Source organism: Thalassospira profundimaris, assembly GCF_003326755.1.
GTDB lineage: Bacteria > Pseudomonadota > Alphaproteobacteria > Rhodospirillales > Thalassospiraceae > Thalassospira > Thalassospira profundimaris_B.
Map to the genome: position 1 here is coordinate 1 of NZ_JPWH01000046.1, position 12,689 is coordinate 12,689.

Genomic DNA, 12,689 nt, shown 5'->3' on the forward strand with positions numbered 1-12,689 from the left:
TACTGGATTTGAATGAGTCTGGACCCTAAGCGTGAAGACCGTCCACATCTTCACCCAACGCAACATAACTCTTGAAAGTACGTATAAGCTCACTATCGGAGTCAATAATTTCTGCCCCTAGGGTTGCAATGCTTGCCAAAAGTCCCATTTCCTAAATGCGCTCATTATGCGCATTTCGCAGAAAGTAGAGGTATCAAATGGTTTATAATGAATCACAAAAAAAAGCCGATTTCGAGGCTTTTTTGTCAACTGCTCTCAAGCAAGCACACGAATTAGGTTACGTCTCTGGCTTTGAGAAAGGCACTGCCTTTGGTTACGCATTAGCAATGGAGCACACAAAAGCGGCCGTTTCTGACGGCATGAAAAAAGGTTCTTCTGAATGCGGTAAGAACATGCGCTCGCGCCGCCGCCAAAAGAATACTTCACCATCGTAACACTAAGGCCAGAGCAATCTAGCCTCAAACTACTAACAAACCGATATCATTGTGAACTGCCCCCTGGAGTTTGATATCACCTTTCGGAGGCAGTTCACCTCTACTGGATTATTTGTGCATTCCATCTCTCAAAATTTAGGGCAATGCCGAAACTGTGTCCCTTTCTAAGATCAATGACAAAAAGTACATTCATAGAATATGATAGTTAGTAAACCACACTTTCTCGATAACATTATCTATACCGTGTTCAGATTTTTTTGATTCTTTGCTGCTCGTCGGCGTTTTAGTTCTGCCTTGGCCCAAGCTGAGGATTCAGCCATGTCCCGGCGCAGCTCGGCCAGCTCACAGGGAGTAAGTCGGCGCACAGCAGGCCTCAGGCCCCGGTTTCGTTTCTCATTCATGCTTATGCCTTTGTTCATCTGCGCAACTGCACTTGAAGAATTATACAATATTTTGTATGGTTGCGCTATGGTATCCGGATATCCTCAACAACACAACCAAACACCCGAAGGAGCGCCAAGCATGGAAGTCCAGGTCAAGAAACTCGAAGGAAGCTGGGATCTTGGCTATGCCCTGCATAAACACACTCTTTCGAGTACCTACCTCGGGGATGATGAATACGGTCACCCTCAGTTTGACACTACGCGGTCCGAACCAGGGGAAGCCCTATACCAGCTTAAATACCGGAGTGATTGGAACCAAGTCGCACCAATCGCGGCGCAATTGAAAACCACACTGCTGCCATTGTTCGAGAAAGTCGGCTTGATCATTCCTATGCCGGCTTCAACCATACGTGCTCGTCAACCGGTTAATGAACTTGCTGTGGAGTTAGGTCGAATTACCGGCATCCCAGTGATCGACAACATTGTTGTGAAATCCCCCCCGCCGGAGGGAAGCCCGCAACTAAAAAATCTACACGGCCGCGAGGAAAAGGACGCGGCATTGCAGGGCAGGTTCAGCATTAATCCTAGCATCACCAATGATGGTTGTTGGAATGCACTCTTGCTAGATGACTTATTTGACACCGGCGCAACCATGGATGCGGTCTGCAACGCCTTGCGAACATACAATAAAATTAATCGCGTCTATGCCGCCTCGATAACGTGGAAATAACCTATGACAACAGTATTTATCGCCGGTTCGATCTCCATCAGCCGCTTGCATGAAAAAGTGCAAGAAAGAATCCATAAGATTGTATCGTCTGATTTTAACGTTGTTGTCGGCGATGCAGATGGAGCCGATACCTCCATACAAGAGTGTCTATACAAATTCCAAGCCAATAAGGTGACAGTTTACTGCACAGGGGATACCCCACGTAATAACGTTGCTGATTGGCCTGTTTATAAAGTCCACTCAAACGCGAAAGCAGGTAGTCGAGCTTATTTCACTGCGAAAGATCTAGAAATGGCGCGAAACAGCGATTACGGCCTAATGATCTGGGATTGCAAAAGCACAGGAACTTTAAGCAATGTTATCGAGCTTCTTCGTAAGAAGAAGAAGTCCTTGGTATTTGTAAATAAAAACAAAGAATTTGTGACCATTTCCGATAAGTCCGGACTCGATCACCTTCTTACATTCATGTCTGCCCATGCACGCGCGAAGGCCGAAGGAAAGATTAATCTTTCAGAAAAAATATCATGCCTTTCCCAAGAACAATTGTCCCTTGATGTTGCTGATGCGGAAACTTCACCAGTCATGAAGACTGAATTGGAAGATCAAGATACCATCGAAAAAAACCCTGCTTACAATGAGAATATGAAGCTACGTGAAGCGCTGATGTCCGCGCTAAAGGAACACATTACTCGCACTCACCTAAGCCAGTCACAGGCCGCCAAGGTTTTCGGCGTGACACAACCCCGCATTTCAGACCTCACAAGAGGAAAAGTTGATCTGTTCGGCCTCGATGCGCTTGTTAACATGGCTGCAACGGCAGGCCTCCGGGTTGAAATGCAAATACGCGAGGCAGCTTGATGGAACTTCAGAAGAACCGTCGAGGTTCAGTAACGATCCGCTCCATCAAATGCCGGGACTAAACACCTATATTCATGGTATCGGCAAATACTTCAGTCGTGAAACGCGCCGACACCATGAATTATACTTTCAATCATATGAGATAGGTTGTCGTTTTCCAGAAAACCATCGATTAAAATCGACTACTTACTCAACGACTTTATTCCCACTCCAATATCAACGGCACGAGAATTCACTTATATAACAGCTACTTAGGAAACCGCTCGTTATCGATACCATTATCTATACCATGCCCAGATTTTTTTTGATTTTTTGCTGCTCGTCGGCGTTTTAGTTCTGCCTTGGCCCAAGCTGAGGATTCAGCCATGTCCTTACGCAGTTGTTCCAGCTCAACAGGATGAAGCCTGCGGACCATAGCCAAGCGCCCCTTGTGCTCCTCTGTAGCAGTGAGCTGCGGCATGTCTGCGGTACCCGATACCCCAGGATGCTGACGCTTGCTCATGTCTCCTCCCTCAACAGTGATCTCCCCACTCCTCTACCTCTAATGAAGCAGAGCTTAGGAACATAATACCAAAGTAGCATGTTTCATAGAGATTTTTCTGGGCTAGAACATTATATCCCCTACTTTTTCTCCTACAATGGGATGAGCTGCAAGCATACAAAGAGAACTTCACAAATAATATACGGAGGGAAAATGATCGAATCTATAACAATGCAAGGAGTAGCAAGCTTTAGTGAATTTACTCCAGTCACGATAAATACAAACAAAAAATTAGCAATTATTTATGGCCATAATGGTACAGGAAAATCAACTCTAGCAAGGTACTTACAGAACACATCAGACAGCAACTACAATAGGTGCAATTTTACCCTACCAAACTCGCAAGACTATCAACTATTAGTTTACAACACTGATTTTGTGGAAAAGAACTTCTCGCAAGATAGCTTTGAGGGAGTATTCACCCTCGGTGAAGAAAATGTAGCGGCCGAACAAGCAATAACTGTTGCAGAACAGGAAATAATCAGCCTCGAAGGCCAGAGGCATCAAAAACAGCAAGCTAAATCGGAGTGTGAAACCAGAAAGGAAAGTAAGATACGACACATAAAAAACCAAGTATATGAAATCAAGAAAGAGCATGATAGAAAAGATCTAGACCACTGCTTAGTGGGCTTTAAAAACTCTGCTGACAAGTTTTATGAAGAACTCCTAAGAACTCCTCTGCTAGACTCACCAGAATATAATTTCAACGATCTTGCAAGAGAGTCAAACGAACTAAACAGAAAAACTGCTGAGAAAAGAAATCTGTTACCAAAGCTATCCTCCAACTTGTCTCACATAGAGACAAACAGCATTTTCAGTGAAGTGATTATTGCATCAAGAGAAAGCTACCTATCCAGTCTAGTAGAAAAATTAAAGAATTCCTCATGGATAGATCAAGGTAGAGTTTACATAAGTGAGGCTGAAGGAAAGTGTCCATTCTGTCAGCAGGCTTTAGGGGATGAGTTGGCAAAGCAAATCAACTCACTATTCGACTCATCATATGAACAAAAGAAAAAAGAAATACAGGCCTTAAGAGACAATTATTCTGATAAAACTAACGAGCTAAAAACCCAGCTTTCCGAAAATCATTTCAAATCACTAAACAATAGAGACCTTGATTTGGAGAAGGAAAAGCTTATAAACTCTTTAGAAGCAAATCTAGAGAAAATAGACAAAAAACTAAAAGACCCTAGCATAAAAGTATCACTGAAAGAAACAGACGATTTTTTTCAATCAATAAACAAAATTTTAGAAGACGAAAACTCTTCGAGAAGAACCTTTAACTCAAAACTAGAAAAGAAGAAAGAGTCCCTAGCCGAAATCAAGAAAAAATTCTGGTCATTGGTTCGCATTAAGTTTGATTCAGAAATAAAGGAGCACGACAAATCAATAGAGGAAATCAATTATGAAACTCTGAAATACAAAGACGAAATAACAGCGTTAACCAGGTCAATCGAAGAACAGAATGAAATAATTTCTGAGAACAGAGCAAGAATAACAAACATAGACACGTCAATAACTAACATCAACAGTCAGATCACAAGTATCGGCTTAGAAGGCTTTGAAATCAAAAGAAAGCCAGGTGAAGACAACCACTACTACCTTTGCCGGGGCACACATAACAGCGGAAATCATGTGTACAAATCTCTGAGCGAAGGCGAGAAAACCCTTATCACTTATCTTTATTTTTTAGAATTGTGCCAAGGAAGTATACGCATCGACTCGCCAATCCCTAAGAACAAGAAAATAATTGTTATTGACGATCCAATTTCCAGCCTATCCCATAATTACATATATGAGATAGGCTCTCTTACTCATAAAAAGATCATCAAGGGCTATGAGTATTCTCAAATTATTCTGCTGACTCATAGTCTATATTTTCTTCACGAAATGATAAAATACCTCCCTAAGAAACAAGAGGATTTCGATAGAAAGTGCAATCTATTCAGAGTCACGAAAAATACTCATAGCAACATATTGCCAATGGAGAGAGGTGATATAAAGAATGACTATCAGTCATATTGGCAGATAATAAAGGATGCACAAGAAGGGAACACTAACAACATCGTGCTCCCTAATATTATGAGAAACATTCTCGAATATTATTTTTCTTTTGTTCACAAGACCGATGAATTAAAAAGAGCTCTTGATGAATTAGAAGAAGATGACGCTGAATTTTCTTCTTTTTTCAGGTTTATTAACAGAGAATCGCACTCCGACTCAGTGAACATAAATGATCTTGGCGAAATAGACTCAGATCGTTTTATCAATAAATTCAGAGAGGTTTTCCTGCGAACAAATTTTGAAGAGCATTACAACAAAATGATGTCTTAAATTAAAAAATATAAGAGCTGGATTGACTAAGGAATGTTAATTTTCAATCAATACCACTTGGTTGGAACGATAATTAAAGGCGGCCCCGCGCCGCCTTTGTACCACTTTTCTCATCTTCATAATTTAGACCTCGGCATAACAACCTTTGTCATGACCTTACCCATTTCCTCCTGCGTCGCCTCAATCTTGCTGAGAACAGCAAGGATTGTTGCCTGGCCGAATTGCGCAGTTCGCACGTCATCGGTAAGCCATAGCTTCAGTAGGCCGCCCAAGCGGCCAAGGTCGCCGTTGATTCGAGCCAACTCCCGGACCTGCTCACAATCGACCACACCCTTGATCTTGTAACCCTGGCCAACCTCACGCAGATAACGCGCAGCGCTCATTCCTGCTCGCTTTGCTTGCGCCTCGATATGTTCTTTTTCCTCCGGTAAGCAGTACACCTTGATAGGTGTACTATTCTTCCTCGTTATTCGTTTTGTCTTATCGTTCATCACCTTTTGCCTTAGTTCCTTGTCGCCTGCCGGATGGTTGCTAATGCCTCCTGGAAGTCCTCCGGCGTCGCTCGACCAGTTTCAGCCTGGTAGTAAAGGATCATGAACATATTGGCGACCGCCTCCGCAACGGGCGAAATCTGCCGGGCGGTTTCCTGGTCGATGAACTCCAGGGCGGCCAGCTTGGTTGCTGCCTGATGAATTGCTTGCTGAACTTCGATATTATGTGTGGTTGTCATGTGTCACCTCTCTGACAGGTGGTATGTGGAAATGCGGGCCGGTGCAGCATCACCGGCCCGTGTGCTTTTAAAGCCCGGTACTGGAAAACCCGGCAGCTTCTGAAAACGGGGTTTTCCCGGTTCCAGCCCCTGCGTCATTGCTAATGCGTGTGCTGCTCGATGCTTCCACCCGGCCTGTAGGGTCCGGGCGGTTTACAAAGGCTGTAATCTCCGCCTCAGCGTCTTTCTCTCCCTCGGTCGTTGGTTCGACAACCGGCACAAAAGCCGTCTCTGCGGGGGCCTCCTGGGCTTCGTCAATCATATCCAGGGCAGCCATGAAATTACGTTGTGTCATCGTGGTATCTCCTTACGTGGCCTGTGGGCCTCGGTTCACAAAGCTGGCAACCTCTTCATTGCGTTCCTGCTGGCGTTCCTGGGCATACGAAACGTAATCCCCAACGTCGAAGGTGTGCTTTTCAGGGTCGCGTGCTTGCCACTCAGCGTGTGATTGGCGGGCCTTATCCTGGTCCTCACTGGACAGAGCATCAAAGCCGCCTGATTGGTTTACCCAGCCGCCGCCGTCGCCACCGCTCAAGCTATCGCTATCGAACGACGGTGAAGCACCGTCCGCCTCAGCATTGCTATCGCCCTTCGGCTCCATGCTTTCGCGGATCGAGGACGCCAAACGACCGCCGGCAGTCTGGTTTACTTTGTCCTGAAACTTACCGGCCATCTTGGACCCAGCCCCTTTAGCCAGCTCACCCGCCGTACCAGCCACCAAGGAAGCCGCCCTGCCAAAGCCACCACTTGAAGAGCCAGAGCCGCCAGACGGTGAAGAACTGGCAAAGCCCGCCGCCTGAGCAAACGGGGTGTCACCTGTGCTCACGTTATCGCTGCCAGTATCGCCACTACCCCAACCACCGCCGGTATCACCAGAGCCACCACCGCCAAAACTCGGCATGTCGCCCCCGGACATATTGGACTGTGCCTTGGTAAAAGCAGCTTTGATGGCACTCGCTCCACCAACGGTATTTGCCGCACCTCCCAGCATCGCCGCACCGGCCATTTTAGCCCCGGCCATTCCCATGCTTGCCGCCGTCATCGCAGCACCCACGGCGGCCCCGGCACCAAAGGAGCCAACTCCCATAGAGCCGACACTACCGCCTGTCACCAGGCCGGAAATCATTGGGGGAACCTTGTTCACCAGGAACAGCAAGACCAGGGATATAACGAACATGACGGCCAACTCCTGACTTGCCATGTTTTCCGCCCGCATTTGGCCGTGGTAATCCACGAGAAACTGCCTACCAATCGCAACGATCAGCACCATTGCCAGCAACTGGGCCGCTAAACCAAGAATGGCTTTGTAGTAGTTGATGGCCATGTCAGAGGTCCAACGCGAACCGCCAAAACCCAGGAAGAACACCCCGGCATAAAGCAGTATCCAACTAGCCGCCAATAACAGCAGCAGATTGATGGAAATAAGTGCCAGAACCACCAACACGGCCAAAGCCATCAGCTCCATCATTAACGCGGTTGGGAACTGTCGCCAGCTCAGCTCCGAAGTGGCTTCAACAGTCTTATCGTAAAGCTCGAACCCCATATCCAGGATGCTCGATGGCCCAAGCGTGCTACTACCAAGCCCCCCGGCGTCGGCCCCAAGTTGCTGCAATGAAGTGATGATGGTTCCGGCGATATTCATTCCCTGCGTGGCATTGGAAAGCAGCCACCAGAAAAAGCCGGTGAACATGATGAAGCGGACAAGCTCGGCAAAGAACTCGCCAATATCCGCCTTGCGCAGTGCCATCATGCCGAATGTCCAGACCATCGAAATCACAACCAGCGTCCAGAACAGACGGGTGGCGGCGGCTTCAATGGCTGGCCCCCATGTTGATGCAGCGGCGTTAAAGCGGTCTAGCACATCATCCATGATGTTAGTGCTAGACAGTTCCTGAGCCATTGCCGTATCAGACAGCATGACGGCGGCCATCACACCTAATCCGCCAAAGAAAAAGCGTTTCATGATGCCCTCCCTCAATATCTGTCGGGGGAGCTGGGTTTGAACTCCCATTCACCCATTTGCTGAGCTTTGTGGAAAGATTCGCACTCGGCAGCAAACGCCTGGCGTTTCGCCTCACTGCTGAACTCGGAAAGGGCTTGTTGATAAGCATCACCGGTGCAGGTCGCCTTATTGGGTTCCGGTGGTGTGTCCTCGCACCCAGCCAACAAAACAGCAGTGACGGCCAGCATAGGGAAAATTAATTTTTTCATGCGATGCCCTCCTTAGTAGCGATCTGCTGAGCTGGGTTGGTATTCCCAAGTACGAAGCTGCTTTTCCCGTGCCTCCCCTCTGGCACTGTCATCCAGTTCAGACGCCAGGCGTGTCGCTTCGGCATTCTGCTGGGCAATCAGCAGGCTACGGATTTGCAGGAGCTGGTTAGCCTGGTTGCTGGCGAGCTGGTTGGCGTAACCAATGGCGGCCAGTTGGCCGTCTGCGCCCTGGGCGGCGGATTGCAGGCGGGTGAGCTGACGGGCGTCGGCTTCCAGGTTGTCTTGCTGCTGCTCCAGCCCCTTAAACAGTGCGTCGTTGGCCCGCTTCTGGGATTCGGACGCCAGGCGGCGGTTTTCTTCCATCGCGGCCCGCTCGGCATCGCTGCACCCTGTAGACAAGAAGCAGGGCGATCCACGGTAATAGGCCACGTCCTGGAACTTGCCCAGGTAGGCATCGAGGCTGCCAAGCTGATTTTGGTAATAGGCGAGCGTGTTGGTCGCCTGGTTCAGATCGTTGATGGTGCGCTGCGCCTGATCCCAAATATGGGCCGCCGGGGCCATCGTGTTTTGCAGTTGGTTTTCATACTGCTGGAGTTGGGTTTGGTATTCCTGAATCTGCTTGAGCGTCTGCGCAACGGCTTCCATCGCGGACATGATGTTCTGCGATAGGTTGGTGCCATCAACTACTGGAATACCGGCGTAGACGGGCTGCAAAGTGCAGGTCGTCATAGCGACGGCCAGAGCAATTTTAGCGGCTAAATTTTTTCTTCTAACTTTTTGCATACGTTGATCTCCATTACCAATGAATGCTTTATCGTGCCTTTCAATGCATAACGTATAAGCTCAATAATTGGACATAAAAGTTGACATGGAGATATTTAAGTCAATAACTACTACGGCGGCAGCCGGTAGCCACGCAGAACAAGATTCCCGTTGAGCACCTCTAGTGCGAATAAGGGGGAGTGAAATAGGAACCGCCGACTTGTCGGTGGGCCTACTTCACCTATCTTGCCCGCACCTCAGCGTTGATTCTTGCGCGTACGGTATGTGCATTTCTGTGCAGTAACCTGTTTATTCCTGTGCAAACCGTGTTTTTCCGAGTAAATCGACACTTACAGCGGTATGACAGCGCACTTATAGCGACTCAACAGCGCTAAAATAGCGGTCTAGCAGCGTTTTGAGATGACTACTTTCCTCGCCATTCACTACACACAAAAACACAGCTTTCCTGTGAGTTCCCTCATGTGACCACCTTGCTTGTAATCCCGCCCCTCAAATGTCAATGAAATATGTGGGCACCCGACACATTGCCTTGATTTACAAAGACTTTCACATTAATCCATCCACTTGGAGGCCATTTCATTGACTGTTCGGGGTCGGTACTAGTTGAGGCATTCTTGTTGCGCCGCGCGCCCACCTTCGGACAGGTTTCAAGAACAATGTATATGCGAATAGGAATGTAGCGTTGTAGTATGTTGTACGGTGCTACTACATACTACAAACCCCACACATTTGTAGCCTACCACCGCCTGAAGTGGCTATTTATCTTGATGTATGGAAAACGGCTTTCTGAGCCGCCCAGAGAGGCGCTTCAGGCATCAACCCTCCGCCAACCCCTAGTCAGACGCTCCTGGAGCTTATAAGGCGGCTTTGGTCGTCCTTCGGACGGATTGAACGCCAAGGAGAAGGGATTGCTCCTGGCGAGCACACAAAATCGGCCTCCCTCTTGGCGTTAAAACATCGGCCGGAGGCCGATAGATACTCAACCTCCAGCACCCAGCTGGAGGTTGCTGGATATCCTGAGATATCCTGAATATCCTGCCAAAACAGCAAAAAATCGGGCGGGTGTGAGTCACTACCGGGCGGGTGTGAGTCGCCATCGGGCGGATGTGGGACGCTATCGGGCGGGTGTGAGGCGCTTTATCCTATTCTCAGCATCTATCGTTATTCCAACTTCATGCAATTTTTCCGCATCTTCCCTAAGCCTGGAACGCCCATTTCGCATCTTCTTACTATTGATGTTTTCACCACAGACTGCGCGAATGAGAGTATCAACATGCCACCCTCCGGCTGGGTCATTCTTGTGGGTCAATATGTGTCGAGCGACCGCCTGACTAATCCCGTGCCGCAAGCGAGCAATGGGTGCGGGATCGTAGTACAGGCTAAGGTCATGCTCCAATAGCATGACCAAGGCGATACCAAGCCGAACTCTCCACAGATTTCGCTCTCCTCCCGTCAAGGGATCAGGGCGTGTCATAGGTGAAGGAATAACATGATCGATCAAGCCGCCGATTATCGGAAAATCGAACTGTGGTGTTTCAATGGTTACAGTTGCTGCTCGAAGCTCTGCCAGCAGCTTCTCAAGCTGGGAGGAACTATACCGGCTATCTGACAACGTTTTCCGCACTTTGGCAGGGTCTACCAAAAGCTCTACACCACCATCTGACACATCGCGTCGACGTTCGGCACAGTGCAAAATAGCCTCAACAACATCTGCGTGCCGCTGGCCAAGCCTTCCCTTTATGCGACAGCGGCCAAAGGATGTTTCCATCCAGTTGGCCTCCAGCAGGCTCGGGCGCTGGCTGGCCTGGTAAAGCATCACTCGTGCCTGTGCGCTGGTACTAGTTGGAGTGACTTTGTTACCAGTTGTCATCAGCGCCTTCCATAACAGCTTTCGATTTCTTGAACGGCAATACTCCTTTGGCCTTACGCTGCTTCTCCAGCACGGCAGGTTTCAGCACACCGCCTTCGTGACGTCTGAACCAACGCTCTACGAAAGGAGAGCCATAATTCGCCTTGCTCACGCCATAGCGGACGAAGTACCCACGCTGACTATCATCAACACCCCATTCCTCAGCCTCGGTTTGCGTCATGCCAGACAGATACGATTGCCAGCGAATGTTATCGACCAGAACAGACGACCCACGGCTGGCCTGTTGCTGGTCACCCGCACCAATCATGGCGGCGCTCTTACTGGCATGGTGCAAAAATACGATAGAGCACCCCGTATCGGCGGCGATGGCTTCCATACGTCCGATCACTTGCGCCATTGGACCGCTAACGTTTTCATCTTCGATGTGGAAACGACGTAAGGTGTCCAGGATCATCAGGCGACGGCCTTCAGCCGCTCGCTTAAGGCCATCGAACCAATCGAGACACATGATGTTGGGGCACCTTCCTATCAGAGGCTCAATCAGCAAGCCTTCAGCAACAGCTTGCCGCTGCTCGGCAGTGAGATGTGCCCCAAGCGCATGTAATCGGTGATGGATAGCAGCAGGTGGATCCTCTGCGGGAAGATAGATAACTGGCCCAACAGGAAATTCTCCGACTTCCAGCAAGTCCGGGCCTCCAGCGATCTGCATCGCAAGCTGTAAGGCCAGCATGGATTTTCCGGCACCACCTGGTGAAACCAAGGCCCCCACCGTACCGGCAACCATGTTAGGTAAAACATAATCAAGAGGCGGCGGCGTTTCCGAAAAGGCCGCCATAAGATCAAGGGCCATACTGTTAGGCCTCTATGGTGTTGCCAGGTCGAGCAGCCTGGATTCCAGACGCTTTACGCGTCTCTATCCATTCTTCGACTTCCGATAAATCCCAAGCAACATTTCTGCTTGTAAGCGCTATGCGCTTCGGAAATTCCCCACGCTGTTCCAGGTTATAAATTGTGCGCGTTGAAAGTGGAATCATCTCCAGGAGTTGTTTCCTGTTGATGAGAACTTTATTTGCCATTGTTTGCATGCTTGAACCTCCATTTACCTGTTGAGGCTTCATCGTGCCAAGCAATGCAACTTGATTAAGCTTTATTTTTGGACTATAAAGTTGTTATGAATATCGAACACCAAGCTAGACTAGACCTAGGGCAAGACTACATAGCCATCCTTCCAGGCTGCGCCCAGCCTGTTTCTCTTGCTATCGCCAAATTCAGAACGTGTTGGGGACCTTACTCTGCCTTCTCTCGGCGCTACCCCATTCTTCGCCTGATACAAGAACTGATCGATCCTGCCATAGCTGAATACATGGATTCCCTCCCAAACAGTTATAAAAACTATGTTGCGGGCAGTGGTTCAGGGGTTGGATTTAGCGAAATCATCCGGCTGATAGGGCTGGAAGCAATGGTGCGCATGCAGCGCCAACTGCTACGCCAGTTCATAAAGACAAGTGATGAACAAACCCAAAGAGATCAGTGCTTCGTCGCAACCATTGAATCGTTAATCGAATTAACCTGGGATTGCGCCTGTAAGCGTCCGAAGAAATCAACAGCTACCAAAGGCGTCAACCTAAACGTACAACGAAAACATAATTTCTGCGAATTCTGTGGGAACCTTACGGAGTACTCAAAATTCATGCTCACAGTAGAGCAGAGAAAAACCAATGAGGTTGAACTTATAGACCACAAGAAACTAGGCTCAGGACCTATTAATTTTCGCTC

Annotated in this window: 15 protein-coding genes; 5 read left to right on the top strand and 10 right to left on the bottom strand. The window is 48.5% G+C overall.

Features of this window, described 5'->3' with window-relative positions:
• Positions 1-197 precede the first annotated feature (197 nt).
• The 3 genes from TH25_RS24830 to TH25_RS25575 all read left to right on the top strand — a co-directional run bounded on the left by TH25_RS24830 (position 198) and on the right by TH25_RS25575 (position 2,405).
• Positions 198-434, top strand: coding sequence for a hypothetical protein (locus TH25_RS24830; RefSeq protein ID WP_147253091.1), 237 nt, complete (start codon positions 198-200; stop codon positions 432-434).
• Positions 435-956: 522 nt separating this feature from the next.
• Complete coding sequence (locus TH25_RS24040) at positions 957-1,547, top strand: ComF family protein (RefSeq protein WP_114090784.1); 591 nt, start codon at positions 957-959, stop codon at positions 1,545-1,547.
• Positions 1,548-1,550: 3 nt separating this feature from the next.
• Positions 1,551-2,405 (top strand): helix-turn-helix domain-containing protein, encoded by an 855-nt coding sequence (locus tag TH25_RS25575; protein WP_114090785.1) that lies wholly within the window; start codon positions 1,551-1,553, stop codon positions 2,403-2,405.
• Between the two features lie 247 nt (positions 2,406-2,652).
• On the opposite strand, the gene TH25_RS24050 is transcribed toward TH25_RS25575, so the two are convergent.
• On the bottom strand, positions 2,653-2,907 hold the full coding sequence (locus tag TH25_RS24050; RefSeq protein ID WP_114090786.1) for a hypothetical protein: 255 nt from the start codon (positions 2,905-2,907) through the stop codon (positions 2,653-2,655).
• Between the two features lie 192 nt (positions 2,908-3,099).
• On the opposite strand from TH25_RS24050, the gene TH25_RS24055 reads away from it, so the two are divergent.
• A complete protein-coding gene (locus TH25_RS24055) occupies positions 3,100-5,280 on the top strand; it encodes an AAA family ATPase (protein WP_181847832.1) in 2,181 nt (726 codons plus the stop codon).
• Between the two features lie 116 nt (positions 5,281-5,396).
• Here TH25_RS24055 and traJ read toward each other — a convergent pair whose 3' ends face one another.
• The 9 genes from traJ to TH25_RS24100 form a co-directional block, all read right to left on the bottom strand.
• Positions 5,397-5,771, bottom strand: coding sequence for a conjugal transfer transcriptional regulator TraJ (gene traJ / locus TH25_RS24060; protein ID WP_114090788.1), 375 nt, complete (start codon positions 5,769-5,771; stop codon positions 5,397-5,399).
• Positions 5,772-5,782: 11 nt separating this feature from the next.
• Positions 5,783-6,010, bottom strand: a complete 228-nt coding sequence (locus tag TH25_RS24065) for a type I toxin-antitoxin system ptaRNA1 family toxin (RefSeq protein ID WP_114090789.1) — start codon at positions 6,008-6,010, stop codon at positions 5,783-5,785.
• Between the two features lie 67 nt (positions 6,011-6,077).
• Entirely contained in the window at positions 6,078-6,344 is a 267-nt protein-coding gene (locus TH25_RS24070; protein ID WP_114090790.1) for a hypothetical protein, read from the bottom strand.
• 12 nt (positions 6,345-6,356) lie between these two features.
• On the bottom strand, positions 6,357-8,012 hold the full coding sequence (trbL, locus tag TH25_RS24075; protein WP_114090791.1) for a P-type conjugative transfer protein TrbL: 1,656 nt from the start codon (positions 8,010-8,012) through the stop codon (positions 6,357-6,359).
• 11 nt (positions 8,013-8,023) lie between these two features.
• A complete protein-coding gene (gene trbK, locus TH25_RS24080) occupies positions 8,024-8,260 on the bottom strand; it encodes an entry exclusion lipoprotein TrbK (protein ID WP_114090792.1) in 237 nt (78 codons plus the stop codon).
• A 12-nt stretch (positions 8,261-8,272) separates the two neighbouring features.
• Positions 8,273-9,043: a P-type conjugative transfer protein TrbJ gene (trbJ, locus tag TH25_RS24085; RefSeq protein WP_114090793.1), complete on the bottom strand. Its 771-nt coding sequence runs from the start codon at positions 9,041-9,043 to the stop codon at positions 8,273-8,275.
• 1,114 nt (positions 9,044-10,157) lie between these two features.
• A complete protein-coding gene (locus TH25_RS24090) occupies positions 10,158-10,913 on the bottom strand; it encodes a hypothetical protein (protein WP_041523385.1) in 756 nt (251 codons plus the stop codon).
• Positions 10,900-11,763 carry a helicase RepA family protein gene (locus tag TH25_RS24095; RefSeq protein WP_114090794.1) on the bottom strand — a complete coding sequence of 288 codons (864 nt, stop codon included), beginning with the start codon at positions 11,761-11,763 and terminating at the stop codon, positions 10,900-10,902. Before TH25_RS24095 ends, TH25_RS24090 begins: the two co-directional genes overlap by 14 nt.
• 4 nt (positions 11,764-11,767) lie before the next feature.
• Complete coding sequence (locus TH25_RS24100; protein ID WP_473243576.1) at positions 11,768-12,031, bottom strand: helix-turn-helix transcriptional regulator; 264 nt, start codon at positions 12,029-12,031, stop codon at positions 11,768-11,770.
• Positions 12,032-12,084: 53 nt separating this feature from the next.
• Between TH25_RS24100 and TH25_RS24105 the strand changes: the two genes are divergently transcribed.
• Positions 12,085-12,689: hypothetical protein (locus TH25_RS24105; protein ID WP_220151502.1), on the top strand; the 605-nt coding region annotated here is incomplete at its 3' end.

What these genes read in the sequence shown, in the direction of transcription:
- TH25_RS24830 (WP_147253091.1), top strand. Translation starts at nt 198, where the DNA reads ATGGTTTATAATGAATCACAAAAAAAAGCCGATTTCGAGGCTTTTTTG.
- TH25_RS24040 (WP_114090784.1), top strand. Translation starts at nt 957, where the DNA reads ATGGAAGTCCAGGTCAAGAAACTCGAAGGAAGCTGGGATCTTGGCTAT.
- TH25_RS25575 (WP_114090785.1), top strand. Translation starts at nt 1,551, where the DNA reads ATGACAACAGTATTTATCGCCGGTTCGATCTCCATCAGCCGCTTGCAT.
- TH25_RS24050 (WP_114090786.1), bottom strand. Translation starts at nt 2,907, where the DNA reads ATGAGCAAGCGTCAGCATCCTGGGGTATCGGGTACCGCAGACATGCCG.
- TH25_RS24055 (WP_181847832.1), top strand. Translation starts at nt 3,100, where the DNA reads ATGATCGAATCTATAACAATGCAAGGAGTAGCAAGCTTTAGTGAATTT.
- traJ (WP_114090788.1), bottom strand. Translation starts at nt 5,771, where the DNA reads ATGAACGATAAGACAAAACGAATAACGAGGAAGAATAGTACACCTATC.
- TH25_RS24065 (WP_114090789.1), bottom strand. Translation starts at nt 6,010, where the DNA reads ATGACAACCACACATAATATCGAAGTTCAGCAAGCAATTCATCAGGCA.
- TH25_RS24070 (WP_114090790.1), bottom strand. Translation starts at nt 6,344, where the DNA reads ATGACACAACGTAATTTCATGGCTGCCCTGGATATGATTGACGAAGCC.
- trbL (WP_114090791.1), bottom strand. Translation starts at nt 8,012, where the DNA reads ATGAAACGCTTTTTCTTTGGCGGATTAGGTGTGATGGCCGCCGTCATG.
- trbK (WP_114090792.1), bottom strand. Translation starts at nt 8,260, where the DNA reads ATGAAAAAATTAATTTTCCCTATGCTGGCCGTCACTGCTGTTTTGTTG.
- trbJ (WP_114090793.1), bottom strand. Translation starts at nt 9,043, where the DNA reads ATGCAAAAAGTTAGAAGAAAAAATTTAGCCGCTAAAATTGCTCTGGCC.
- TH25_RS24090 (WP_041523385.1), bottom strand. Translation starts at nt 10,913, where the DNA reads ATGACAACTGGTAACAAAGTCACTCCAACTAGTACCAGCGCACAGGCA.
- TH25_RS24095 (WP_114090794.1), bottom strand. Translation starts at nt 11,763, where the DNA reads ATGGCCCTTGATCTTATGGCGGCCTTTTCGGAAACGCCGCCGCCTCTT.
- TH25_RS24100 (WP_473243576.1), bottom strand. Translation starts at nt 12,031, where the DNA reads ATGAAGCCTCAACAGGTAAATGGAGGTTCAAGCATGCAAACAATGGCA.